Genomic DNA, 25,144 nt, shown 5'->3' with positions numbered 1-25,144 from the left:
AAGGGCAGGGGAGTGACCATAAAAAAGACCGCTCCGAAGAGCGGCCAATTGCCACCAAGGCAATCTGCGGGGTGACCCCCTTGTCGATGTGTCGCGGCCCGGATGCCGAGTCGGGGAGATCCCCGCCCCGCCAGCCGGGCCGCGCAGCTTTATTGGGTGACGGCGCCGCCCTGCTGCTCTTTCAAGAAGCTGATCCAGGGGGAAGCACGACCACTGACGTTGCCATTCTGGGCGGCCTGAGTGAAGGCGGAGAGCGCCTCCTTGGGCTTTTGCTGCTCAAAATAGGCGACCCCGGTCAGGAACTTCAGATCCGCCCGCTGCTCGCCGCTGGCGTTGGCGGCAGGTTTGGCGGCGAAGGCCACCAGATCCTGGTAGCGCTTGCTCTGGATCATCATGCGCGCCATCTTGAGCTGCAGCTCGGCATTGGGGGCCAGCTTGTAGGACTTGGCCAGGGTGTCGATGGCCGGGTCCAGCTCCTTGGCCTGATGCCAGTAGTTGGCCAGCGTCTTGTAGTTGGCCGCGGTGCTCTCGATCTGCCCCTCCTTCATGGCTTTCTCCATCACGCGGGCGGCGCGGTGGGGAATGCCGGCGAAGGCGAGGTAGTTGGCGAGCCGCTGCAACTCGTTGGCCTCGGTCAGCATGCCGAGGTTGTAGGCCCCTTCCAGTGCCGCCAGGGCCTTGGCATCGTTGCCCGCCTGCATGTGCATGGCCGAGAGCTGGGTCCAGTACTTCTTCTTCTCCGGGTAGCGGTCCACCAGGGCGGTTAGCACCTCGGTGGCCGGCTTGTACTGTTTCAGCTCGTAGTGGGCCGCCATCTTCAGCAGGTACCAGGACTCCGGCGCCTTGCCCGCGGAGAGCTTGATCGCGTTGTCCACCGCCGGAATGGCTTCCCGGTACTGCTTGAGCTGCACATGGGCGTTGGCCAGGGTGATGTAGGCGTGCGGGGTCGGCTTCTCGTCCTTGCCGAGGTTTGCGAACCACTCCTTCATGGTGTTGATGGAACCCTTGAAGTTCCCCTCCGCCATGTAGAGCTGGGCCAGGTTGTAGCGCACCTGCTGGGCCACCGGGGGCGGCAGGCCGCCGGTGGCGATGGCGTCGGCGAAGTACTTGGTCGCCTGACCGTACTTCTCCTGCTGCGCCGCCACGAAGCCCAGGGTCTGCAAAATGACCCCCTTGTCGTAGACCCGCTCGCCGGCGCCGGACAGCGCCTCCTGCAGCTTGGCATTGGCCTCGCCGTATTTCTTCTCGGTGATCAACGCCTGGGCCTTGTTGACCGCGCGGTAGGCGCGGTCAGACAGGGCGGGTTGTTCGGCGGCCCAGGTGGCGGTGCTGAGCAGCACCGCCATGGCCACCGGGGCGAGGATCAGGGTATGTAACTTTTTCATCGCCACCCTCCTTAGTTGGTCGCAAACTCGATCTCTTGCTGCATGCGACTGGCCTGCGGCTTGCCGTCCACCATGGCCGGTTTGAAGGTCCACTTGGCGATGGTCTGGCGCGCCGCCTTGCCGAGGTCATAGCTGCGGGGCTCTTCCTTGACGATGCGGATGTTGCTCACGGTACCGCGCTCGGTGACGGTGAACTCCACCAGCACCTTGCCGGACGCAAGACCGGCCAGGGCCGCCTTGCGGGGCATCATGGGCTCGAAGGTCGCCATCGGGATGGCGCCGTTGTTGCCGCCCATGCCACCGCCACCGCCGCCGGTGCTGTAGGCACCCAGGGCGTTGCCGCCACCGATGTTGACCGGGATGTCGAGTTTGGGCATGTCCATGGGGGAGCTGTCCATCTTAGGCCTGTCCGTGCTCGCCACCTCCATCTCGGGCGGGGGAGGCGGGCGTTTCGGGGGCGGCGGTTTGGGCAGTTCCCGTTGTTTCTCTTGCAGGGTCTCCTGAGGCTTGAGGCGGATGAAGTCGGTCATGGTGACGTCCTCCCGCTCCGTCAGCTCCCGGTGATCCGGCGTGATGAGCTTGTTCATTCCCAGGAACAGGAAGAACACCACCACGCAGGAGACCGCTAACGATATCAGGTATCTCATGGCATTCGCTCCGGCATCAGCTGCTCTTGTCGGCGGCGATGGAGATGTTCTGGACACCGGCCATGCGGATCTGGTCCATGACCTGCACCACCAGACCGGAACGGGATTCGCTGTCGGCCTGGATCACCACGGCGCTCTCCGGGTTCTCCGCCCGCAGCCGCTCGATGTTGGCACGCACCGCGCCCACTTCGACGATGCGCTTGTCGACCCAGACCTGGCCGTTCTCGCGGACCGCGACCATGATGTTCCCCTTCTTCACCGTCTCGGCCGTGCTGGCGCTCGGGCGGTTGATCTCCACGCCGGACTCCTTGACGAACGAGGTGGTGACGATGAAGAAGATCAGCATGATGAACACGATGTCCAGCATGGGGGTCAAATCGATGGCCGCCTCGTCAGCACCGCTGTCGCTGTGACGTTTTCTCATGGCAAAAACTCCTTGCTTGTTCTGTGCCCCGGCGGGCATGGCCCGGCCGGGGATGTGCATCCTGCATCAGCCGTGTTTCAGGTTGTCTTCCAGCTTCTGCACGGCCAGCTTGGCCTTGTGATCGAGCCGGCTGACAAAAAACAGGCCGGAAAGGGCGGCAATCATGCCCGCCATGGTCGGTACCGTCGCCTTGGAGATCCCCGAGGCCATCGCCCTGGGGGAGCCGGTGCCGGTGATGGCCAGGGTATCGAACACCTGCACCATGCCTACCACGGTCCCGAGCAGCCCCATCAGCGGGCAGAGGGCGATCAGCACCTTGATGACCGGCATCCCCTTGTCCACCGCCATGGCGACCTGGGAGACCAGCTCGCGGCGGATCTGCCTGGCGGACCAGGAGAGGTGATCGGTGCGGGCCAGCCAGGCCGTCTTGGTCTGTTTCACCTGCTGGGGATAGACCGCCATGAAGTAGAACCAGCGCTCCAGCAGCAGGGCCCACATCATCAGGGTCAGGAAGAACAGGGCGACCAGCACGTCGCCCCCCAATCCCAGAAACCGGCGGACCGACTCGACTTCTTCAATCAACCAGAACCACATGGGTGACTCCTTAGGCTGCGGCTTTGGCGGCGTGCAGACGTTCCTGATAACGGGCAACGAAACCGGCGCTCTGCTCTTCCAGTACCTGGATCAGACGGCGGCTCTGGGTCTGGACGATGGTGTAGAGGAACAGCATGGGCACGGCCACGACCAGACCCTGCATGGTGGTCACCAGGGCCTCGGAGATACCGCCCGCCATCAGCTTGGGATCACCGGTACCGAACAGGGTGATGGCCTGGAAGGTGGCAATCATCCCGACCACGGTACCCAGCAGGCCCAGCAGCGGGGCGACGGAGGCGATCAGCTTGATGAGGCTGATGCCCTTCTCCAGCTTGGGCACGTTGCGCAGGATGATCTCGTCGAGCTTGGATTCCAGATCCTCGATGTTGTCACCCCGGTGATCCTGGTAGGCACCCAGCATCTCGCCGATGGGGTTGCCCTTGATGATCTGCTCGGATTTCAGCTGCTTGCGCATGGCACCGCCGATGAGGGAGAGACGAGCGCCGCAGAACAGGGCCAGCAGGGTACCGATGACACCCAGCGCCAGGATCACGTAGCCCACGGAGCCACCCTGATCGATGCGCTCCTTGAGGGTCGGCGACTGCACCAGCAGGGAGAGGATCACGCCACGGGACGGGTCGATGAAGATGGGTTCGACGCTGCCGCCACCCTGCTCAAACTTGGCGACCGGTTCCAGCACCGCGTTCTCGGGCTGGCGGGAGAGTTGCTCGAACTTGCCGGTCTCCGGCACGAAGGTGAGGTACTTGCCTTCGGAGACGGTGTTGAACTCACCGATCTGGGTGACGGTCTTCTCGGCCTGGTTGCCCTCGCCGTAGACCACGGTGGCCGGGATCTGGCTCACCTTGCCACCGTCGACCATGCGGCTGAGGGTGGTGGTCCAGAAGGCGGTCAGGTCATCGCTGGAGGGCAGTTCCTTGCTCTCAGCCAGGCGAGTCAGCAGGGCAGTCTGCTCGGGATGTTCGACCCGGCGGGCGGAGGCATTGAAGATCCCCTTGAATTCACCGGCGAACTGGCGCAGCACGCCAAACATCTCGCCCATGTTGCCGGAGCGCTGGCGCAGGGTCTCGGTCAGCTCGGTGAGCTGCTTGTCGTTGGCATCGAAGGTGGCCTTGAGCTTTTCGCCCCTGGCGACTTCGGCGGCGAGATCCGCCTTGGCCTTGGCGAGCAGGGCCCCTTGTTCGTTCTTGTCAGCCAGGAAGCGGGCTTCCCGCTCCTTGTTGAGCTGGGATTCGCTGGTGCTGGCAGCCTTGACCTGATTGAGCAGGGCGTTCAGATCCACCGGTTTCTCGGCGGCGGTCACCGGCAGGGTGACCAGGGTAGCGCCCGCGATCAGCGAGGCGATGGCAAGTTTGATTCCTTTCATGATGCTTTCTCCGCAGTTTGAACCGGCAGCTTGATGAGGGCGGGAGGCGCCTGCTTCTTGGCGATGCGAAGGCCCTGTTCCACTGCACTGCGATACTCCTGGGGCAACTCTTCCCACTGGCGGGTCTTCTTGTTCCACATGCCGGTCTCGTTGCCATCCGGGGATTGGTAGAGCAGGGCGATGCGGCCGACGCGCAGGAACTCGTAGGTCTTCTCGTCCCCATCCTTGTCCAGGCTCGCCTTGTAGGCTTCGATGGTGCGGCTGAAGCCCTCCTCGATCTGGTAGGCCTCGAGGATCTTGCGGTACTTCTCGGAGATGGTGACGTCGGCCCGGTTCATGAGGTCGGTCAGGGCCGCCACGCGGTCCTCACGCTCCACCTTCTGGAACGGCAGGTCCAGGGCCACGAACTGATCGAGGGAGTCGATCATCTTGAGCATCAGGGGCACCACTTCGGTGCTGGTCTGGTCGATCTGGGCGATCTGCTTCTGCATGGAGGCGAGTTCGGCGCTCTGGGAGTCGACCATCTTGCCCACTTGCTCGTTGTAAGTGCGCAGACTGTCGACCTGGCGCAGGGCGGCCTTGTACTGTGCCAGGGCAGACTCGGCAGACTCGGCGTAGTTGTCGATCTTCTGCTGGGAAACTTTGGAGGCATTGTCGGTGGCGGCTTGAGCGTCCACTGCCTGACCGGCAGAGGCGGCACTCAGATTGAAGCTGGTCAGCAAGGCAGCCGAAATCAGGCTGCCGAGGAGCGCTTTCTTCATTGTAATTGTCCTTGTTTTCATAGAATTACCCTATCTCCGTAACTTCCTTGGGGCATGGGGCAAAGCCGGCCCGACCGGGCCGGCTTGTCATCTGCAGGTGAATTAGAACTTCTGGCTGTAGTCGAGGTAGTAGATGCGACCGTCGATGCTGTAGAGATCTTCGTTATAGGTGAAGCCATCGCTCTCGAGGGACGGGCCCGAGTTGAACATGTTCTTCACCCCGACCTGGATCTTGCCATCCCAGGGAGCATCCACGCCGACGTTCAGGTTCCAGGTGGTCTGGGACGCGATGTGGCCCACTTCCTCACCGGTATCGGCGATGTAGTCCTGGCTCTGGGAGTCGATGTAGTTCGCGCTCAGGTAGGTGTCCATGTTCCACCATTGGGGAACATTGACGCCCACACCGGAGCTGAAGCGCAGCTGCGGCAGGCCGTTCTGGCCGATCTTGTCGATGACGGGACCACCGGCGTACAGACCTTCCTTGTACTCGAGGATGTAGGTACCGCCCAGGTCGTAGCGGATGGTGGCGTAGTTCAGGTCGTACTTGTAGTCCACCTTCAGATCAAGACCCGAGGTCTTGAGGGTCCCCAGGTTGACCATGGGCGCGATGGCGCCGCTGATCTTGCCCTGGCTGTTGCGGGTGATGTAGCTGGAGCCGCCGCTGTTCAGCTCGTCATAGATGACGGACTGCAGGGAGTTCAGCTGGATCACGTCCTCGATCTTGATGGTGTAGTAGTCCAGGGAGAGGTTCAGGTCATCCACCGGGCTGTAGGCCACCCCGAAGTTCCAGGTGTCCGCGGTCTCTTCCTTCAGCTCCTCGTTGGAGGTACGGGTGGTGTCGTACTGGCGGTTCGGGCAGTCGGCAGCGGAGATGCCGTTGGCCTCGCAGTAGACATAGTCCTTGGCCGAGTCGGCGGAGTAGGAGTCAGCCGAGTAGAGGTCGCTCAGGCTGGGGGCGCGGAACGAACGGGACCAGGAGGTGCGCAGCATCAGGTTGTCCAGCGGCTGGTAACGCAGGCTCGCCTTGGGGGAGAAGGCGCTGCCGAAGTCGCTGTACTTGTCGAAGCGACCGGCCACGTTCAGCTCGATCTGCTCGGTGATGGGCACCAGGGACTCGATGTAGGCGGCAGTCACGTCACGCACGCCACCGGAGGAGTTGCCTGCGGAGCCGATGATGTTGCCGGCTTCGGACTGGGCGTCGTATTTGTCGGCATAGACCCAGTCGTTGTACTCGGCACCGGCATACCAGCTGACCGGACCGGCCGGCAGTTCACCCATGTCCCACTGGACACCGGCGTACCACTGGTAGAAGTCCATGGTGGAGCGGCGGCTGGTGTCGGCGGCCATGGAGGCCGTGGTGGAGGCGTCGAACTCGCCACCGACGAACTTGCCGTCGGCGACCGCCTGCTGGGCGGCGGACTTCAGTACGTAACCGGTGCCGTTCTCCTTGTTGTCGGTCTTGGAGTACATGTAGCCGGCGTTCCACTGCATGTCGCCGACGCTTTCAGTGGTGATGGTACCCTCGAAGCCCAGGTTCATGCTGCCGGTCATGTCGGTGACCAAGTTGTCGCGGGGGCCGACGTTGTTGAAGCGGTAGTAGGCATAGGCAGCTTCACCCAGCCCCTGGGTGGCGGCGGCATCCAGGCCGTTGTCGGCGAAGAACTGGGCGTTCTTCGGGTTGGCCGGATCGATGGTGAAGGCGCCGGCGGCAGGGGCGAAGCGGCCGAAACTCTCGACCCGGGAGCCGATGAGCTGCGGCACGAAGTCGACGTTGTCGTTGATGTGATAGCGACCGTTCACGTACAGGGTGTCACGGCTGCGGGAGGCCGTGGTGGCCTTGACCTGGCCGTAGTTGAAGTTACAGCCGCCCTCGAACCCGACGAAGGGCTCCTTGCATGAGCCGTCGGCATTGGTGGCGCCGGCCAGGGGGCCGTATTTCCAGATGGGGTCGCCGTTGGCGTCAAGACCCGTGATCCCTTCCACGTTGCGGCCGAAGAGGTTGGGGGAGTCGTTGCCCTGTTTGGCAAGATAGTCACGATCACGGGCGTAGATGACGTCCTTCTTGTCGTGCTCGTAGACCGCCATCAGGGAGCCCTTCTCGCCGGCCACCCCTGCCACGATGGAGCCGCTCTTCTCGTCGCCGCCCTCTTCGCTCGGGGAGCCAATGCGGCCCTGGAAGTCCAGCCCTTCGTAGCCCTCTTTGAGCACCACGTTGATCACGCCACCAATGGCGTCGGAACCGTAGATGGCGGAGCCGCCGTCCAGGTTGACCTCGACCCGCTCAACGGCGGCCATGGGGATGGTGTTGAGGTTGATGGAGGTGCCGCCCATGGTGGGGGAGCCCGCCACCCGCTTGCCGTTCAGCAGGACCAGAGTACGCTCTGAACCCAGGCCGCGCAGGCCGACGGTGGCTTGGGACTGGAAGGAGCTGCCGGAGGCCGGGGAGACGCCGCCAAAGGAGTTATAGGAGGCCTGCTTGAGGTAATCGGCGACGGTCTGCTGACCGGATTGCTCGATCTTCGCCTTGGTCACGGAGACGACCGGGGTGGCGCCTTCCACATCGACTCGGGAGATCCGCGAGCCGGTGACCTTGATTTTTTGCAGTTTTTCGACGTTCTGGCCCTCTTCGGCCAGGACAGGGGTGGCCACTACTGCCGCGCTCGCCAAGGCAAACGCTACGGCAGCAGAGAGTCTGCTTTTCCTAAGCATCGCTAGTATCCTTCCTGATTGTTTTTTGTTTGCTTCCATTACCGCCCTCGTTGGAGCGGTGCGTAAGGCTTATCAAGGTTTGGTGATGGACGTCAAATGGAGCGGCGGGGATGGGGGCAGTAGAGGGAATTAGATGGGAATATGCACTTGATGGAATATTTTTGGCGTTTTATTCCGTAAATGCCGCGTCAACTTATGTAAAGATGTTGTTAGGTTCGATTTTTACAATTTTATTGATTATTTTTGAACTTATCGATAAGTCGCTTGTCACTCCAGTGTCGATATCGAGAAAACGGTTTTTTGTAGTATTTTCATCTGCTTTTGTGGCGAGAGCGTTTTCCGGGGAACGGAGGGTGGGGGCGGCTATCCCTCTTCTTTTATAGGTAAATAAGAAAGCAGTCCGGCTTGTCATTAACTTGTTGATTTTGCTTTGCTTTGCATGGATTAAAACACCTGTGTAATTAATTTTTTAATAATTAAAATCGAGTTGGACGGGTAGGCGTAGCAGTTTTTTATATTGAAGTTGGGTTTTTTGGAAAAAATCATCCGCGGGATATGCTGCGGGGGGACATTCCCGGTCGCAGACCGGGTTCTACTTGATTTTTATTGCAGAGCTTTTACAGTGACCGAGCCGGATTGTCTGTCAATGCCAGTCAATTCAGTGAGTAATGCCAGGTAAGGATAGGCCCGTCACCGGATGTGACTGGCCATAAAAGAACAACAAGGACGAGGTTCCACCATGCTGTCGTATTTCCTACGTCGGATGCTTTTGATCATCCCGACGTTTCTCGGTATCACCCTGCTCGTCTTCACCATCACCCGCTTCGTGCCGGGCGGCCCGGTCGAGCGCATGCTGCTGCAGGCGCAGGTCTCGCAAAACGAGTCCGGCCGCTCCAGTGGCAGCAAGGGGGCGCAGGCACTCTCCGACGAACAGATTGAAGAGCTCAAGGCGTTCTACGGCCTCGACAAGCCCATGCTGGTCGCCTACTGGGACTGGTTGCAGAAGCTGGCGGTGCTGGATCTCGGGGAGTCGACCCGTTATTACGAGCCGGTGTGGGATCTCATCAAGGAGAGGTTGCCGGTGACCGCCTTCTTCGGGCTCGCCACCTTTCTGCTGAGTTATGCCGTCTCCATCCCGCTCGGGGTGGCCAAGGCGCTCAGGCACAACAGCCGCTTCGATTCCCTGAGCTCCATGCTCATCTACATGGCCTATGCGCTGCCCGCCTACGTGGTGGGGATCTTCCTCATCACCGTCTTTGCGTTCCATCTGGAGTGGCTGCCCATGGGGGGCTTCCCGGGGGACGAGTTTGACGGGATGGAGAGCAGCTGGGATCAGATCCGTACCGTCTTCGCCCACGCCCTGCTGCCGCTCATCGCCTACGCCATCGGGGATTTCGCCATCCTCACCATGACCATGAAGAACAGCCTGATGGAGAACCTGTCGGCGGATTACGTGCGCACCGCCGTGGCCAAGGGGCTGCCGTTTCGCAAGGCGGTGACCGATCACGCCATGCGCAACAGCCTGATCCCCATCGCGAGTCACTTAGGGTCGGTGCTCACCGTCTTCTTCGGGGGCTCCTTCCTCATCGAGACCATCTTCAACATCGACGGCATCGGCCTGCTCGGTTATGAGGCCATTGTCGAGCGGGATTACCCCACCGTCATGGGCATTCTGGCCATCACCTCCATGCTGATGCTGGTGGGGAACATTGTCTCCGACATCTGCGTTGCCTTGGTCGATCCCCGCGTGCGGTTTGGAGAGTGAGCATGAACCTGAATCCGGTAACTCTGAAAAAACTCAAGCGCTTCAAGTCGATAAAGCGCGGCTACTACTCCTTTGTCATCTTTTCGGTCCTGGTGGTCATCTCTCTGCTGGCGGAATTGCTGGTCAACAGCCGGGCCCTGGCGGTGAGCTATCAGGGGGAGCTCTATTTCCCCACCTATGGGGACGTGATCCCGGGCCAGCACTTCGGGCTCGACTACGAGTACGAGACCAACTACCGCCAGCTCAAGAGCCAATTTGCGAAGGAAGGGAAGGGGGATTGGGTGTTGCTGCCCCTGGTCCCCTGGAACCCCTATGAACAGGACTTCAAGGAGGAAGCCTATCCGCCCTATGCCCCGAGCCTGGCGGAGCGCCACTTCCTCGGCACCGACACCAGCGGTCGCGACGTATTGGCACGGCTGGTCTACGGCTTTCGCATTGCCATCGGCTTTGCTTTCATCGCGCTGGTGGCGAGCTATGTCATCGGGGTCAGCATCGGCTGCATGATGGGGTTCCTCGGCGGTCGGTTCGATCTCCTGATGCAGCGTTTCATCGAGATCTGGTCCCAGGTGCCCTTCCTCTATGTCATCATGATCCTGGTCTCCCTGGCCAAGCCGAACTTCGGCCTGTTCGTCGGCATCAACGTGCTGTTCGGCTGGATGGGGATCACCTGGTACATGCGCACCCTCACCTACAAGGAGCGGGCGCGGGACTACGTGATGGCGGCGCGGGCCCAGGGGGCGAGCACCAGGCGCATCATCTTCAACCACATTCTGCCCAATACCCTGATGATGATCGTCACCCTGGCCCCGTTTGCCGTGGTGGGCAACATCTCCACCCTGACGGCGCTGGACTACCTGGGCTTTGGCCTGGCGCCGCCGACCCCGAGCTGGGGGGAGCTGCTCTCCCAGGGGATCAACAACCTCGACGCCATCTGGATCGTGAGTTCGGTGGTGGCGGCGGTGAGCCTGGTGCTCATCATGGTCTCCTTCATCGGGGAGGCCATCCGGGAGGCGTTCGATCCGCGCAAATTTACCCGTTATCAGTGAGCGGTGGCGCCTTGCCAGGGCACATCGACAGGACCCTTAATGAAGACGCCCCCAGTGCAGGGGCATGACCAGGAAGTCAAACATGAACAATAAAATCAAATGGACAGGTGCTCTCTTTCTGCTGTTGAACGGATCCTGTGTGTGGGCGGCCAGCCTGCCCGCGGATCTGACGTGGGAGACCAACGACACCGACCCCGTGTTCGCCTCTCCCAAGGCGCTGCCCGGCGGCAACCTCAATCTCTTCGTCGACAGCTTCCCGCTGACGTTTCGCACCGTGGGGCCGGATTCCAACGGCTCGTTCCGCTCCTTCATCCTCGACAACCAGATGAGGCTCATCAGCTTCCATCCCAACACGGGCAACCCCATTCCGGCCCTGGCGAATGCCTGGGCCATCGCGCCGGACAGCCAGACCGTCTATTTCAGGCTCGACCCGCGCGCCAAGTGGTCCGACGGCAAGCCGGTCACCGCCGATGACTACACCTTCGGCTACGAGATGATGCGCTCCAAGGACATCAAGGGCCCCTGGTTCAACAACTACTACACCACCGAGGTGGTGGCGGTGGAGAAGATTGACGACCACACCATCCTGGTCAAGGCGGGCAGCCGCAAGGCCAAGCTCGATCTCCTCAACACCACCGAATTGTGGCCCCAGCCCAAGCACTACTACAAGATGGGCCCGAACTGGGTGAAGCAGTACAACTGGGCCGTGGTACCCACCACGGGCCCCTACGTGATGAGCGACGTGAAGAAGGGCAAGTCCGTCACCTTCAGCAAGCAGAAGGAGTGGTGGGCAAAAGACGATCGCTACAACCAGCACAGGTTCAACCTCGACACCATCAAGGTGCAGGTGATCCGCGACCATAACATCGCGTTCCGCCACTTCCTCAAGGGGGAGCTGGACACCTTCGAGATGATCCTGCCCAACTGGTGGCATGAGAAGGCGGTCACCCCGGAGTACAAGCAGGGATACGTGCAGAAGGTGATGGCCATGACCGACACCAAGCAGGGGGGGCAGGGGGTTCACCTCAACGTGGCCAATCCCAAGCTGGCGGATCTCAACGTGCGGCTCGGTATCCAGCACGCCTTCAACATCGACAAGATGATAGAGACGGTGCTGCACGGCGACTATGACCGCGCTACCACCTTCGGCTCTGGCTTCGGGGCCTTCACCAACATCGCGCTCCCTGAGCGGGCCTACGACATCGCCAAGGCACGGGAGTACTTCGCCAAGGGCGGTTACGGCAAGCAGGGACCGGACGGCATCCTGCAAAACGACAAGGGAGAGCGGCTCACCCTGGCCCTCACCTACACCAGCCAGGAGCACTCCAAGCGGCTGACCGTGCTCAAGGAAGAGGCCAAGAAGGCGGGCCTGGATCTGGAGCTCAATCTGGTGGATGGCGCCACCGGCTTCAAGGTGATGCTGGAGAAGAAACACGAGGCGGCCTGGCTTGGCTGGGGGGGCGGCGGTCTCTATCCGCAATACTGGGAGTCCTTCCACTCCGACAACGCCAACAAGCCCCAGACCAACAACCTGTTCAACGTGGCTGACAAAGCGCTCGACAGCCTGATCGACGCCTACAACGTCGAGTTCGACATGGACAAGCGGGCCGCGCTTTCCCACCAGATCCAGCAGCGGATCTATGATCTCGCCATCTTCGTGCCCGGGGTTCAGCTCAACTACGTGCGAGCCAGCAGCTGGCGCTATGTGATGCTGCCGGAGGTGCCCGCCACCCGCAACACCCCGGATCTGCTCTACTGGCCCATGGATGGCTACCCCCACAGCAGTGGCGGCCTGCTCTGGATCGATCCCAAGGTGAAGGAGGAGACCCAGAAGGCCAAGGCTGACGGCAAGGCGCTGGCCCCCATCACCCTGATCGACAAGACCTATGCACATCATTGATGTGGTCCAGAAGGGAGCAGCAGTCATGCCCAACACACAGGCCACCGCCCCCGGCACCAGCGATCATGAGGGGCAGTCTCTGTCCCCCATCCTCGAGGTGCGGGATCTCGAGGTGGAGTTCGCCGTCGACGACGGCAAGATCAAGGTGCTCGACGGGGTCAGCTTCCAGGTCGCCCCGGGCAAGACCCTGGGGATAGTCGGCGAGTCCGGCTGCGGCAAGAGCGTCACCTCGCTGGCCATCATGGGGTTGCTGCCAAGGCCTCACGGTCAGGTGGTAGGGGGCTCCATCCGCTTTCAGGGGGAGGAGCTGCTCAATCTGCCGCCGGAGCAGATGTACAAGGTGCGCGGCAACCGTATCTCCATGATCTTTCAGGAGCCCATGACGGCCCTCAACCCGGTGCAGACGGTCGGCGATCAGCTGATGGAGGTGTTTCGCCTCCACCGCCCCGATTACAGCAAGGCCCAGCGCCGTGACGCCGCCATTGCCATGTTGAAGAAGGTGGGGATCCCCGAGCCTGCCCAGCGTTTCGCGGCTTATCCCCACAATCTTTCCGGCGGCATGCGCCAGCGGGTGATGATCGCCATGGCGCTGGCCTGCGAACCGGCCCTGCTCATCTGCGACGAGCCGACCACGGCGCTCGATGTGACCATCCAGGCCCAGATCCTGGATCTGATGAAGGAGCTGCAAGCCCAGACCGGCATGGCCATCATCTTCATCACCCACGATCTCGGGGTGGTGGCGGAGCTGTGCGACGAGGTGGTGGTGATGTATGCCGGGCGTGCGGTGGAGCGGGCCGATATCTATGAACTGTTTGACCACCCGCGCCATCCCTATACTCATGGTCTGATGGCCTCGATCCCGCGTCTGGAAGATGTGCCAAAGAGCCTGCTCAAGACCATCAAGGGTCAGGTGCCTGCCCTGCACGAGATGCCGGCGGGGTGCCGTTTCTCCAACCGCTGCCCCCATGCCACGCCCCTTTGCGTGGAGACCATACCGGTGACCGAGCAGTTGAGCGAGCACCACGGGGTGGCCTGCCACCACTGGAAGGAGGTGAGCCTATGAGCGGCCTGGTGTGGGGACGGGGTGTCGCAGGGCAGCCAGGCGGCGGGAAAGCGACCAGGTCGTCTGCTGCCATGAATCGTCGGGGATGGAAGTCATGACCAGCTTGTTGTCGGTAAGCAATTTAAAGCAGCATTTCAAGATGGGTGGCGGTTTCTTGCGCAAGCAATACACCGTCTACGCGGTGGATGGCATCAGCTTTGATCTCAGGCAGGGGGAGACCCTTGGCCTGGTGGGAGAGTCGGGATGCGGCAAGTCCACCCTGGGGCGTTCGTTGCTCAAGCTGTTCGAGCCGAGCGCCGGTTCCATCACCTTCGAGGGGCGTGACATCACCCACCTCTCGCCCAAGGAGATGCGATCCCTGCGTCAGGAGATGCAGATCGTGTTCCAGGATCCCGCAGAATCCCTCAACAGCCGCCACACGGTGGGGCAGATCCTGGAGGAGCCCTTCATCATCCACGGCAAGGGCAACGCCGAACAGCGCCGGACATGGGTGCAGGAGCTGCTGGAGAAAGTCGGCTTGCCCGGCAGCGCGGTGGATCGCTACCCCCATGAGTTCTCTGGTGGCCAGCGCCAACGTATCGGCATCGCCCGCGCCATCGCCCTCAAGCCCAAGCTGCTGGTGTGTGACGAGGCGGTGTCGGCGCTCGACGTGTCGGTGCAGTCCCAGATCGTGAACCTGCTGCTCAATCTGCAGCGGGAGATGAACCTCGCCATCATCTTCATCGCCCATGACCTGTCGGTGGTCAAGCACATCTCGGACCGGATTGCGGTGATGTATCTGGGCCGGATCGTCGAGCTGGCCGAGGCCCAGGCTCTCTACCTGGCGCCGCGCCACCCCTATACCCAGGCGCTCATCTCCGCCATTCCGGTGCCGGATCCACGGCGGCGCAGCCAGCGCATCCTGCTGACGGGGGATGTGCCGTCCCCCATCTCGCCGCCGAGTGGCTGCCACTTTCACCAGCGCTGCCCCCATGCAACGGATCTGTGCCGCACCCGCTCGCCTGCCCTTGAGGCGTGCGGCGGGCAGGGGCATCAGGTAGCCTGCCATTTCCCCTTGCCCGTGCAGGAGGCGGTGCCACTGGGAAAGGCGATATGATGCCGGCGCCCGCCGCGTCGCAACCGGCATCGCTGCAAGGTGGCACCGAGGAGGCGCAATAAAAGCGGAAACGGAATAAAAAAATGGGGCCTGTGGGCCCCATCTTCATGGTTGGAGTTCAGGTTTGGCCGTGGAAATTCTGGCCCGGGCAGGACAGCGCCCCGATGGGGTGGCTGTTGTGTGGATTGCTGAGTTGTTTTGTAGTTTTATTACGTTGCTAATTTCAACTTCCGGACAGGCGATATCAGGCGCCATAACGGAAGTAGTAATTGCGGGTTGCAGGCGCATAAGTGTCTTTCTCTTCAGCACCTTTCTTGCTGGTTGCACCCTTCAGGTGGAACAGCACTGCCAGATTCTCGAACATATGATGACCTCGTTTCTCTGTGGTTCATGGGTTGTGTGACCTTGGTCACGTTCTGATCCTAGGGGGATATGTGGGCTGGATCAACTTTTTGTGTTGTAAATTTACATAAATCATGGAAAAGGTTTTCAAATGCAGACCTGTTCATGGATACGATTTCAAGCCAGGGCCGCGCGTGGAATCGGGGATATGAGAGAGGTGGCCGAGGAGGGAGCACAAAAAAGATGCCCCGCACTGGGCGGGGCATCGGTATGGTCGTGAGCTGGCTTACTTGGCCGGGATATGTTCCAGCACGTGAACCAGCAGTTGCCAGAAACGCTCGACCGCCGGGATGTGCACCTTCTCCCCCGGTGCGTGAGCGCCACGGATGGTCGGGCCGAAGGAGACCATGTCCCAGTCCGGGTAGGCGCTCTTGAACAGACCGCACTCGAGGCCTGCGTGGATCACCATGACGTTCGGCATCTCGCCAAACAGGGTCTGGTAGCTGCTTCGCACCAGCGCCATGACCGGTGAGTCGACGTTCGGGGCCCAACCCGGGTAGGCGCCGGTGAACTCGCAGCTGGCGCCGGCCAGGGTGAACAGGGAGCGGGTCATCTGCTCGATGTTCTCGCGACCGGAATCGATGAGGGAGCGGATCAGGCACTGCACATAGACTTCCCCCTCGAGTGTCTTGATGACACCCAGGTTGGTGGAGGTCTCGGTCACGCCCGGGATGGCGTCGCTCATGCGCATCACCCCGTTCGGGCAGGCCATCAGGGCATCCAGCAGGCGGCTTTGCAGGGACTCGCTCATGAGCTGGGCCGGTTTCTCCCGGGCGGTGAGCAGCACGGTGAGGTTGGCCTCGGTGGCGGCCAGCTCGCTCTGATAGATGCCGGCGTAGCGGTCCACCAGGGCCTTGAAGTCAGCCACGCTGGCGGCGGGCACCAGCAGGCTGGCACGGGCCTCGCGGGGGATGGCGTTGCGCAGGGTGCCGCCACTGAGATCGCCAAGGCGCACCCCCAGCGGTTCGGCGGCCTTGAGCAGACGGACCAGCAGCTTGTTGGCGTTGCCGCGGCCGCGATGGATGTCGACCCCGGAGTGGCCGCCGCGCAGGCCCTTGACCTGCAGCTCGAAACCTTCACCCTCGGTGGCTGCGACCAGCTCCAGGGGGAAGCGGATATTGGCATCCACCCCGCCGGCGCAGCCCATGTAGACCTCGCCATCCTCTTCGGAGTCGGTATTGAGCAGGATCTCGCCCTCCAGCCAGCCCGCTTCCAGACCGAAGGCGCCGGTCATGCCGGTCTCCTCGTCGGTGGTCAGCAGCACTTCCAGCGGGCCGTGCTTGATGGTCTTGTCGGTCAGCACGGCCAGGCAGCCCGCCATGCCCATGCCGTTGTCGGCACCCAGGGTGGTACCACGGGCGGTGACCCATTCGCCATCGATGTAGGCATCGATGGGATCGGTGGTGAAGTCGTGCTGGGTGTCGGCGTTGGCCTGGGGCACCATGTCGATGTGGGCTTGCAGCACCACGGCCTTGCGGTTTTCCATCCCCGGCGTGGCCGGTTTCTTGATGATGATGTTGCCGACGGCATCTTGCTTGACCGCCAGGCCTTCTCCCTGGGCCCATGCGACGATCCAGGCGCTCAGTTGGGCTTCGTGCTTGGAGGGGTGGGGGATGGAGCAGATCTGCTCGAAGAATTGCCAAATCAACTTGGGAGACAGAGAACTGAGCTGTGCCACGTCGGGACTCCTTACCAGCATGGAAAATGTCGGGCCCCACTCTGCGGGCCGGGGAAGAGGATAACGATAATACAGTCAATCACGCAAAAATGTGAGCGATCAGCGCAAATGACGCTCTGCTTGTGCTGGGAAAGGGAGCATGGATGGCGAACTTCACTACCTGCCTTATTTGTGTCAGCACAACATCAATTTTGTGATGTCGGTCACAAAAATATTGTCTTTTGGGCGCCGGGTGGTAAATTAGCCGCCGTGGCCAGCCCACTTGTCAGGATGACAATCAATGCCTCCAGGGAACCGAAGCAAAGCAAGTGCGCCTCCATGGAACCGAGTGTCAGTTCAAGGATGTGAACCCGCATTAAGGTACGTAACTTGTTAAGCAATCAGGAGTTTATGATGTCAGGCAGCAATTCAACCTATTGGTTTGCCCAATCTCTCTATACCCAGGGCTTCAACTACCCGAATCCCTACGCTACCCGCCGTTAAGGCTCGCAGGCGTCACAGGTAACAGCAGCAGGTGCGTGAGGATCCTCTCCTCCCCCTGCTATTTTTTTGCCCGAAAGTCATTTGGGTGTCGAACGGCTACCATTTCGGTGCCACCGGAGCCCTCCCAAAAGGGCGACAGAGCGGGAGATGGCGGACATTTCCTGTTTTTCGCATACGTTTGCCGCTCAATTTATCCATAAAGAGTGCTATCATACCGGCCCAACAGCCGGCCCGAGCTCGGGAGTCCACCCGAGATGGCCGCCAGCTACACCCTATCCCTGTTCGCATTGCATCCGTTTTTGCCGCCGAGGCGTCAGCCCCGAGGCCGAAAAAGTGCAAGCAAAATTCGGGAAACGGGGTGCCAGAATTGACCTGAACCCGTCTCTTTGCCGGGTTTCGCCTCATAAGTGATTGCTTTATAACTCGTTGAGATCGATAGCATGCCAAAAAAGTTCTATGTATCGTGGGATAACCTGCAACGCGAAGCGCGCCGTCTGGCCCGTCGTCAACTGCCTGTCAGCCAGTGGAAAGGGATCATCGCCGTCAGTCGCGGTGGTCTGGTGCCTGCGGCCCTGATGGCCCGCGAACTTGGCATTCGCAATGTCGAAACCCTCTGCATCTCCAGCTATGACCACGACAACCAGCGCGAGCTGGTGGTGGTGAAGGCTGCCACCACCGCAGGTGACGGTGAAGGCTGGCTGGTGGTGGACGATCTGGTGGACACCGGCGGCACCGCCAAGGCGATCCGCGAGCTCTACCCCAGAGCCAAGTTCATCACCATCTTCGCCAAGCCCATGGGCGAACCCCTGGTGGATGACTTCGAAGTCGCCATTCCGCAGGATACCTGGATTGAACAGCCCTGGGACATGGCGCTGGAGTTCGCCAAGCCGATCTGCGACGAAGCGTAATCGCCCCACCGGTCGCGACCAGTGACTCCCCGGCATTCGGGAGCGGACTGATCCGTCGTGATGCAAGGTTGACCACATTGAGCCCCTTTTGGGGCTCAATGCGTTTCTGGTGTGGCTGCTCGATGTGAAAAGTGGTTAAGATGGGACATTGTTTGAGACAGAAGAGCCACCATTTTGGAACCAAACGACGATACCAATCTGACGGAAAAGCTGTTTACCCGGGTCAAAAAGGTATTGGAAACTTCCGAAGTCTCCAACTCTAGCCCCGTCGACGAGCAAGACAGCGCACTGTCTGACAGCTTCATCGATGGCGCCCTGTCGCCCCGCTGGTATCGCCTGCTGCGCAGACCGACCTGGGCCTGGCAGGGGGCCGATCCCGTCGAGGTGGAGCAGACCCTGGCGCGCATCGCCATGGGGCAGGGGGAGCGCAGTCACGAACGCTATCTGGACACCATCAAGGGCTATGTGCCCGGCAACTGGGTCTATGAGTGGAGTCAGCTCGCCGGCCGTTATTTCAATACGGGGCGGACGCTGCTGGGGGAAGGGGATCGCGCCGCGGCGCTGAAGAGCCTGCTCAAGGCAGTGCGCTACTACTCCATCGCAAGCTACCCCCACCTCAAGCACGACGAGCTGGCGGATCAGGCCCAGTTGCTCGGCAACATGGCCTATCGCGAGGCCGGACGCCTGTTCAAGGTGCCCCTCAAGGAGCTGCAGGTCCCGTTTCGGGGCAAGACCATCCAGGGCTACCTGCATCTGCCCACCACCGAGAAACCTGTGCCCCTGGTCATCGTCAGCGGTGGCATCGATTCGCTTCAGGTGGACTTCCTCAACTTCTATTTCAAGTGTCTCGAGCCCCACGGCATCGGGATGCTCTCCCTGGACATGCCGGGCACCGGCTATGCCGAACACTGGCCCCTGGTGCAGGACACCAGCCGCCTGCACCAGGCGGTGCTCAACTACCTCTCGGAGGTGGCCTGGGTCGATCACCAGCGCATCGCCATGGTGGGGTTCCGCCTCGCCGGCAATGTGGCGGCCCGTCTCGCCTTCGTCGAGCCGTTCAAGCTTAGGACCGTGGTCTGCATCGGTGCCGGCATCAACCAGGTGTTCACCAATCAGGAGATGTTCGCCCGCTGCCCGCGCATGATGCGCGACGGGCTGGCGAACCGGCTGGGGGCGGACGCGGCCCAGTGGGATCTGCTGCGCACCAAGTGTCAGGTCTTCTCCCTCAAGACCCAGGGATTGCTGGGGAGTCGCACTTCCGTGCCGATATTGAGTATCGGGCACAAGAAAGATTTTATTTGTCCCGAGCAGGATGTCCGGGCATTGGCCGCTGCGAGTCGCAACGGCAAGGCGGTGGTGTTTGACAAGCAGCCACTGCTCGAGGTCTATGACGAGGCACTGAAAGAGACGGTAGATTGGCTAAAAAAGCACTTATGTACATGATATAAAACTAAAAATGTAACATCACCATGTGATGGTATGGCTTGTTCAACAGGGAGGTTAGCATGTCAGAAAGAGTGACTTACAAGCGATTGCTTCGGCAGTTCGCGGCCATTGGCCCCTATTTGCGTGAAGACCTGTGCGAGGAGGGCCGTTACCGCTTTGACTGCCTGTCCGTCTGTGTCAGCGCCAAGCCTGCTCCGGACAAGCGGGAGTTCTGGGGCTGGTGGCTGGTGCTGGAGCAGGCGGATCACAGCTTCAGCTACCACTATCAGACGGGGTTCTACAACGCGGACGGGGAGTGGATCGACAAGGCGCTGCCCAAGAAGCATCAGGCGGAAGTGGAACGCACCCTGCAACATTTCTACAAGCTCATCAGCGGCAAGTTGACCCAGCTGGAGTGCACCCTCTCCCCCGCGAAGCAGGTGACCGCCGAACTGAGCGTGACGGCAGCCTGATCCCCAAGCCCCGCATCTTCCCGGTGCGGGGTACCCCGATGCTTTGTCACCGAGCCCGCAACTGCCTGGCGAGGCTTAATTGCCTTGCAGGGCAGGGGGGCCGTGGGTATAAAGGGATTCCTTACTTTTCTAACCCTTCGTTCCCATGGAAAACAGAACCATAGTCGTCAAACTGGGCACCAGCGTGCTCACCGGGGGATCTGCCCGCCTCAACCGTGCCCACATGGTCGAGCTGGTCAGACAATGTGCCGCCTTGCATCGACACGGGCACCGTGTCGTGCTGGTCACGTCGGGGGCCATCGCCGCCGGTCGTGAGCATCTGGGCCACCCTCCGCTGGCGCCTACCCTGCCGAACAAACAGATGCTGGCGGCGGTGGGTCAGACCCAGCTCATCCGGGTATGGCAGGACCTGTTCAACCTCTACGGGCTGCACATCGGCCAGATGCTGCTGACCCGCGCCGACCTGGAAGACAGGGAGCGCTACCTCAATGCCCGCGACACCCTGCGCACTCTGCTTGATCACCGCATCATCCCCGTCATCAACGAGAACGACGCCGTGGCCACCGCCGAGATCAAGGTGGGGGACAACGACAACCTCTCCGCCCGTGCGGCCATCCTGGCGGATGCGGACTTGCTGATCCTGCTCACGGATCAGAAGGGGCTCTTCACCGCCGACCCGCGCACCAACCCGGATGCCCAGCTCATCGAAGAGGTGCAGACCATAGACGACACCCTGCGCTCCCTCGCCGGTGACAGCGTGAGCGGCCTTGGCACCGGTGGCATGGCCACCAAGTTGCAGGCCGCCGACGTGGCGCGCCGCGCCGGGGTGGACGTGGTGATCGCCACCGGCCAGATCCCGGAAGTGATCGGCCGACTCGCCGCCGGGGAGCGGGTGGGGACCCTGTTCCCGGCCCTGGCATCCCCCCTGGAAGGGCGCAAGAGCTGGATCCTGGCAGGGCCCCCTCCTCACGGCGAAGTGCAGGTGGATCAGGGGGCCGTGGCCGCCATGCAGGAGAAGGGCTCCAGCCTGCTGCCCAAGGGCATCGTCGCGGTGAAGGGAGATTTCGTGCGTGGCGACGTGGTGCGTATCCTGGATCCCAAGGGGAGCGAGCTGGCTCGCGGTATCTGCCGTTACGACCATCTGGAGCTGGATCGGCTGCGCGGTGTCCACTCGGATCAGATTGAACAGGTATTGGGTTACGGCTATGGGGCCGTGGCCATCCACCGTGATGATATGGTGCTGCTCTGAACAGGGCGGCACCGCATGAACAAAAGGGAACTGTGATGAGTCTGGAGAAAATGGGGCAGGCGGCCCGTGAAGCCGCCTATCAACTGGCCACCGTCAGTACGGCACAGAAGAACCGGGCGCTGGCGGCCATCGCCGATGAACTGGAAGCACGCAGTGCCCAGATCCTGGTGGCCAACGAGAAAGACATCGCCGCCGGGCGCGAGGCGGGGCTCACGGAAGCCATGCTGGATCGCCTGCTGCTCAACCCGGCGCGCCTTGCCGGCATAGTGGCGGATGTGCGCAAGGTGATCACCCTAGACGATCCGGTCGGGGCCGAAATCGACAGCCGGGTGCTGGAGAATGGCCTGCGCCTCTCCCGTCGCCGGGTGCCCATCGGTGTCATCGGCGTCATCTACGAGGCGCGCCCCAATGTCACCATCGACATCGCCAGCCTCTGCCTCAAGACCGGCAACGCCAGCATTCTGCGCGGCGGTCGCGAGACCTTCCACTCCAACCTGGAGTTGGTGCGGGTGATCCAGCATGCCCTGGCGGCGTCCGGTCTGCCCGAGGCGGCGGTGCAGTACATCGACAACCCGGACAGGGCGCTGGTGGCCGAGTTGCTGCGCCTTGACCGTTACGTGGACATGATCATCCCTCGCGGCGGCGCGGGTCTTCACAAGATGTGTAAGGAGAACAGTTCCATCCCCGTCATCATCGGCGGGTTCGGTATCAGCCACATCTTCGTGGACGAGAGCGCCGATCTGGCGCGTTCCCTGGCGGTCATCGAGAACGCCAAGGTCCAGCGCCCCTCCGCCTGCAATGCCCTCGATACCCTGCTGGTACACGAGAAGCTGGCGGCTACCTTGCTGCCGCAACTGGTGGCTCTGATGAACGAGCGCAAGGTGACCCTGGTGGGAGCGCCCAATGCCATGGCGCTGCTGGCTGGCAGCGACAACCTGTGCGACGCGGGGCCGGAAGATTTCGACACCGAGTGGCTGGGGTTGACCCTGGGGGTCAAGGTGGTGGCGGACGTCAACGAGGCGCTCGCCCATATGCGCGAGCACAACGCCGGCCACTCCGATGCCATCCTGACCAACTCCCTCGCCAATGCCGAGCGTTTCGTCAACGGGGCCGGTTCGGCGGCGGTCTATGTCAACGCCTCCACCCGCTTCACCGACGGCGGCCAGTTTGGCCTCGGGGCCGAGGTGGCGGTCTCGACCCAGATGCTTCACGCCCGTGGCCCCATGGGGCTGACCGAACTCACCAGCTACAAGTGGGTGGGGCAGGCGGATTATCTCAGCCGTGCCTGATCCAGGCACGCTCAGCAAGCAGGACAATGCCGACTCAGGTCGGCATTTTTGTGCTTTTTTATTGCTCGCAATCAATGGCTTGCATATAACTATCCAGCAGGATGCGGTGTCACCCGGGGCATCAGGCCAGCGACAGCAAGGGGAGCAACTTCAAGGATGAAGGGATGGGATAGGAGTGCGTGGTGGGGCAGCCTCTGGCTGAGCCTGCCACTGCTGCTGGGGGCGCTCTGTTTCAGCGGCGCCAGCCACGCCAGCTGGGACCAGGATCTCTATCGTCAGCTCGGCCTGGCCGGCAAGCTCGACAGCCGCGTGTTTCGCAAGGCCCTGGACGGTTACCAGAGCGTGCGCCACAAGCGAAAACCCATTCTCACCATCATCGACTACAGCAAGCCCTCGACCATGCGCCGGCTGTTCGTCATCGACGTCAAGCGCCACAAGCTGCTCTACCACACCTGGGTCAGCCACGGCCGCAATTCGGGGGAGCTGGCCGCCCGCCAGTTCTCCAATCAGATGAATTCCCGGCAAAGCTCCCTCGGGGTCTACCGCACCGCCGAGACCTATCAGGGCAAGCACGGTTACTCCCTGCGTCTCGACGGCCTCAGTCCCGGCAAGAACAGCAATGCCCGCAAGCGCGCCATCGTGGTGCACGGGGCGGACTACGCCAGCCCCAGGCATCTGCAGAAGTTTGACAAGCTGGGGCGCAGCTGGGGATGCCCGGCCCTGCCAAGGGAGCAGTCCAGGGCCATTATCGACACCATCAAGGGAGGGAGCGTCATCTATGCCCATGGCTGAGACCCTGCCCGCGAGCCTGCTGCGAGGGCGTCACCAGGACTGGTGGGCGGCGTTCTACCTTGCCGACGACCTCTCGTTATCCCTCGTGCACCGGTTCTGAGATGAGCATCCCATGGCAATGAACAGCAAAAAGGCCAGCATATGCTGGCCTTGGCGCATCAGGCGGGGATTATTTGCGGACCACCAGCACAGGGCAGGGAGCGTGGCGCACCACGGATTCCGCCACGCTGCCTACCAGCAGGTGGGTGATGCCGGAGCGGCCATGGCTGCCCATGACCACGAGATCCACCTTGTCTTCCTTCGCCTGGAGAACGATTTCATCGGCGGCGCGGCCAAAACGGACCTCGAACTTGGCCGGAATGGGCAGGCAGGCGACCAGTTCCTTGAGCTGACTCTTGGCCTGGCGTTCCATCTCGTGGGTGATCTCGATGGCCGTCATGTGCAGGATCTTGTAGCTGTCGAAGCCGTGCAGCTGATCCACCACGTGGACCAGTTTGAGCTCGGCCTGGTGGGTGTTGGCCATGAAGACGGCGTAGTCGAGTACCGCTCTGGACATCTCGGAGAAATCGACGGGGCAGAGCAGGGATTTGATGGTTGGCATGAGAATCTCCCCTCAAGTTGGGCTACTAATGAATCTTGTTTGCCATGATACGCTGTGGGGCGACAATAACCCTCGACCCGCTCGCAAAATGGGGAAAATGTCGGCCGGGACTCTGTTTTTCTATGCTATCTGTATGCCTGAACGGGCCGTCCGGCGGTGAGCATCTGCCGAGTGCCATATCACTGAGGATATTCATGGTTCGTCTTTTTCTGTTCTGTTGCCTGCTGATCACCTCGTCCGTGCGGGCAGACACCATACACGTCTATTGCGACGACTGGCCCGGCTTCTGTCACCGGGACGGCAAGGGGGTCTATCTGGATGTGGTTCGAGCCATCTATGAACCCCTGGGGCACGAGGTGAAGCTTCACATGGTGCCTTACAAACGGGCACTGGCGGTGGTGTCGAAAAAGGAGGGGGACATGGCGATGGGGGTCTATCGGGGAGAGGTGCCCGGGGTCCATCAGCCCGACTACCCAGACTCGGCTGACTACGTGAGCGTGGTGATGCAAAAGCGCTGGCTGCCGCACTGGGCAGGGGAGCACAGCCTCAAGGAGCAGGAGGTGCTCTGGTTGAGGGGGTGGGCCTTTGACAAGTTCATCCCGGAGCCGATGCGCTGGTTCGAGATAGACAGTCATGAGATGGCGCTGCAATTGCTGATCAAGGGGCGTTACCGCTACTACCTGACCGACGGCGCCCTCTACCCCGAAGGCTCCCTTCCCCCCGAGCTGGTACAGGTATTCCTGCGCTGGATCCCGACCTACCCCATCTTCGCCGATACCCCGAAGGGCAGGGAGTTACACGGGCTCTGGGATCCCGGCATGCGCACCCTGATAAGGCAGGGCAAGCTGGCGGAGATCTATCGGCAGAACAAGCTCTACGACTACTACCAGGACTTTCTCAGGGAGCAGGTGGTGCGGGCGAACAAGCCACAGCCCTAGCTGTCGGGCCTGATAACGTCATCGGGCCCCTCTTGTCCTGCCTCAGCCTTTGGCTCTGAGCGTCTTGGCCAACCGGTCATAGAGGATGACGTTGACCGAGGCGGTGAGGTGCATGCAGCCTGTCGGTCTGGC

Annotated in this window: 21 protein-coding genes; 12 read left to right on the top strand and 9 right to left on the bottom strand. The window is 61.5% G+C overall.

The genetic code is table 11. The features are described from left to right. Positions 1-149: 149 nt before the first annotated feature. From AB5Y54_RS17075 to AB5Y54_RS17045, 7 genes are all read right to left on the bottom strand, one after another. Positions 150-1,385, bottom strand: a complete 1,236-nt coding sequence (locus AB5Y54_RS17075; RefSeq protein ID WP_042014300.1) for a lipopolysaccharide assembly protein LapB — start codon at positions 1,383-1,385, stop codon at positions 150-152. 11 nt (positions 1,386-1,396) lie between these two features. Then, positions 1,397-2,032, bottom strand: coding sequence for an energy transducer TonB (locus AB5Y54_RS17070; protein WP_010675477.1), 636 nt, complete (start codon positions 2,030-2,032; stop codon positions 1,397-1,399). A gap of 16 nt (positions 2,033-2,048) precedes the next feature. Further along, positions 2,049-2,456 carry a biopolymer transporter ExbD gene (locus AB5Y54_RS17065; RefSeq protein ID WP_010675476.1) on the bottom strand — a complete coding sequence of 136 codons (408 nt, stop codon included), beginning with the start codon at positions 2,454-2,456 and terminating at the stop codon, positions 2,049-2,051. Positions 2,457-2,522: 66 nt separating this feature from the next. Beyond that, positions 2,523-3,050 carry a MotA/TolQ/ExbB proton channel family protein gene (locus AB5Y54_RS17060; protein ID WP_045525714.1) on the bottom strand — a complete coding sequence of 176 codons (528 nt, stop codon included), beginning with the start codon at positions 3,048-3,050 and terminating at the stop codon, positions 2,523-2,525. Positions 3,051-3,060: 10 nt separating this feature from the next. Continuing rightward, on the bottom strand, positions 3,061-4,434 hold the full coding sequence (locus AB5Y54_RS17055; RefSeq protein WP_103858181.1) for a MotA/TolQ/ExbB proton channel family protein: 1,374 nt from the start codon (positions 4,432-4,434) through the stop codon (positions 3,061-3,063). After that, the gene (locus AB5Y54_RS17050; protein WP_319864243.1) at positions 4,431-5,195 is read right to left on the bottom strand and encodes a DUF3450 domain-containing protein; all 765 of its coding nucleotides are present in this window, start codon (positions 5,193-5,195) and stop codon (positions 4,431-4,433) included. The genes AB5Y54_RS17055 and AB5Y54_RS17050 overlap by 4 nt, the downstream gene beginning before the upstream one ends. A gap of 102 nt (positions 5,196-5,297) precedes the next feature. Continuing rightward, on the bottom strand, positions 5,298-7,904 hold the full coding sequence (locus tag AB5Y54_RS17045) for a TonB-dependent receptor plug domain-containing protein (protein ID WP_368154060.1): 2,607 nt from the start codon (positions 7,902-7,904) through the stop codon (positions 5,298-5,300). Between the two features lie 739 nt (positions 7,905-8,643). Here AB5Y54_RS17045 and AB5Y54_RS17040 point away from each other — a divergent pair. The 5 genes from AB5Y54_RS17040 (at position 8,644) to AB5Y54_RS17020 (ending at position 14,774) form a co-directional block, all read left to right on the top strand. After that, positions 8,644-9,669 carry an ABC transporter permease subunit gene (locus AB5Y54_RS17040; protein ID WP_010675471.1) on the top strand — a complete coding sequence of 342 codons (1,026 nt, stop codon included), beginning with the start codon at positions 8,644-8,646 and terminating at the stop codon, positions 9,667-9,669. A 2-nt stretch (positions 9,670-9,671) separates the two neighbouring features. Further along, positions 9,672-10,715, top strand: a complete 1,044-nt coding sequence (locus AB5Y54_RS17035) for an ABC transporter permease (protein WP_214004362.1) — start codon at positions 9,672-9,674, stop codon at positions 10,713-10,715. 82 nt (positions 10,716-10,797) lie between these two features. Next, positions 10,798-12,615, top strand: coding sequence for an extracellular solute-binding protein (locus AB5Y54_RS17030; RefSeq protein WP_368154059.1), 1,818 nt, complete (start codon positions 10,798-10,800; stop codon positions 12,613-12,615). A gap of 25 nt (positions 12,616-12,640) precedes the next feature. Next, complete coding sequence (locus AB5Y54_RS17025) at positions 12,641-13,678, top strand: ABC transporter ATP-binding protein (RefSeq protein ID WP_171865682.1); 1,038 nt, start codon at positions 12,641-12,643, stop codon at positions 13,676-13,678. Between the two features lie 94 nt (positions 13,679-13,772). After that, positions 13,773-14,774: an ABC transporter ATP-binding protein gene (locus AB5Y54_RS17020; RefSeq protein WP_041212969.1), complete on the top strand. Its 1,002-nt coding sequence runs from the start codon at positions 13,773-13,775 to the stop codon at positions 14,772-14,774. Between the two features lie 628 nt (positions 14,775-15,402). Here AB5Y54_RS17020 and AB5Y54_RS17015 read toward each other — a convergent pair. After that, positions 15,403-16,854, bottom strand: a complete 1,452-nt coding sequence (locus AB5Y54_RS17015; RefSeq protein WP_368154058.1) for an aminoacyl-histidine dipeptidase — start codon at positions 16,852-16,854, stop codon at positions 15,403-15,405. Between the two features lie 923 nt (positions 16,855-17,777). On the opposite strand from AB5Y54_RS17015, the gene gpt reads away from it, so the two are divergent. From gpt to AB5Y54_RS16985, 6 genes are all read left to right on the top strand, one after another. Next, on the top strand, positions 17,778-18,245 hold the full coding sequence (gene gpt / locus AB5Y54_RS17010) for a xanthine phosphoribosyltransferase (protein WP_039040347.1): 468 nt from the start codon (positions 17,778-17,780) through the stop codon (positions 18,243-18,245). A gap of 174 nt (positions 18,246-18,419) precedes the next feature. After that, the gene (frsA, locus tag AB5Y54_RS17005) at positions 18,420-19,688 is read left to right on the top strand and encodes an esterase FrsA (RefSeq protein WP_368154057.1); all 1,269 of its coding nucleotides are present in this window, start codon (positions 18,420-18,422) and stop codon (positions 19,686-19,688) included. A gap of 62 nt (positions 19,689-19,750) precedes the next feature. Further along, positions 19,751-20,143: a sigma factor-binding protein Crl gene (gene crl / locus AB5Y54_RS17000; protein WP_039040346.1), complete on the top strand. Its 393-nt coding sequence runs from the start codon at positions 19,751-19,753 to the stop codon at positions 20,141-20,143. 145 nt (positions 20,144-20,288) lie between these two features. Further along, entirely contained in the window at positions 20,289-21,392 is a 1,104-nt protein-coding gene (gene proB / locus AB5Y54_RS16995) for a glutamate 5-kinase (RefSeq protein WP_010675460.1), read from the top strand. Positions 21,393-21,424: 32 nt separating this feature from the next. Beyond that, the gene (locus AB5Y54_RS16990) at positions 21,425-22,681 is read left to right on the top strand and encodes a glutamate-5-semialdehyde dehydrogenase (protein ID WP_368154056.1); all 1,257 of its coding nucleotides are present in this window, start codon (positions 21,425-21,427) and stop codon (positions 22,679-22,681) included. Between the two features lie 156 nt (positions 22,682-22,837). Next, a complete protein-coding gene (locus AB5Y54_RS16985) occupies positions 22,838-23,473 on the top strand; it encodes a murein L,D-transpeptidase catalytic domain family protein (protein ID WP_104452400.1) in 636 nt (211 codons plus the stop codon). Positions 23,474-23,642: 169 nt separating this feature from the next. Here the strand turns inward: AB5Y54_RS16985 and AB5Y54_RS16980 are convergent, their stop codons facing one another. Then, a complete protein-coding gene (locus tag AB5Y54_RS16980) occupies positions 23,643-24,074 on the bottom strand; it encodes a universal stress protein (RefSeq protein WP_041212463.1) in 432 nt (143 codons plus the stop codon). Positions 24,075-24,268: 194 nt separating this feature from the next. Here AB5Y54_RS16980 and AB5Y54_RS16975 point away from each other — a divergent pair, with 194 nt between their 5' ends. Next, positions 24,269-25,012 (top strand): hypothetical protein, encoded by a 744-nt coding sequence (locus tag AB5Y54_RS16975; protein ID WP_368154055.1) that lies wholly within the window; start codon positions 24,269-24,271, stop codon positions 25,010-25,012. Positions 25,013-25,144: the final 132 nt, after the last annotated feature.

This window comes from Aeromonas sp. s9, assembly GCF_040907765.1.
Classification (GTDB): Bacteria; Pseudomonadota; Gammaproteobacteria; order Enterobacterales; family Aeromonadaceae; genus Aeromonas; species Aeromonas caviae.
Note: the sequence above shows the minus strand (reverse complement) of the source record. Positions and strands in the feature narration are given on the sequence as shown.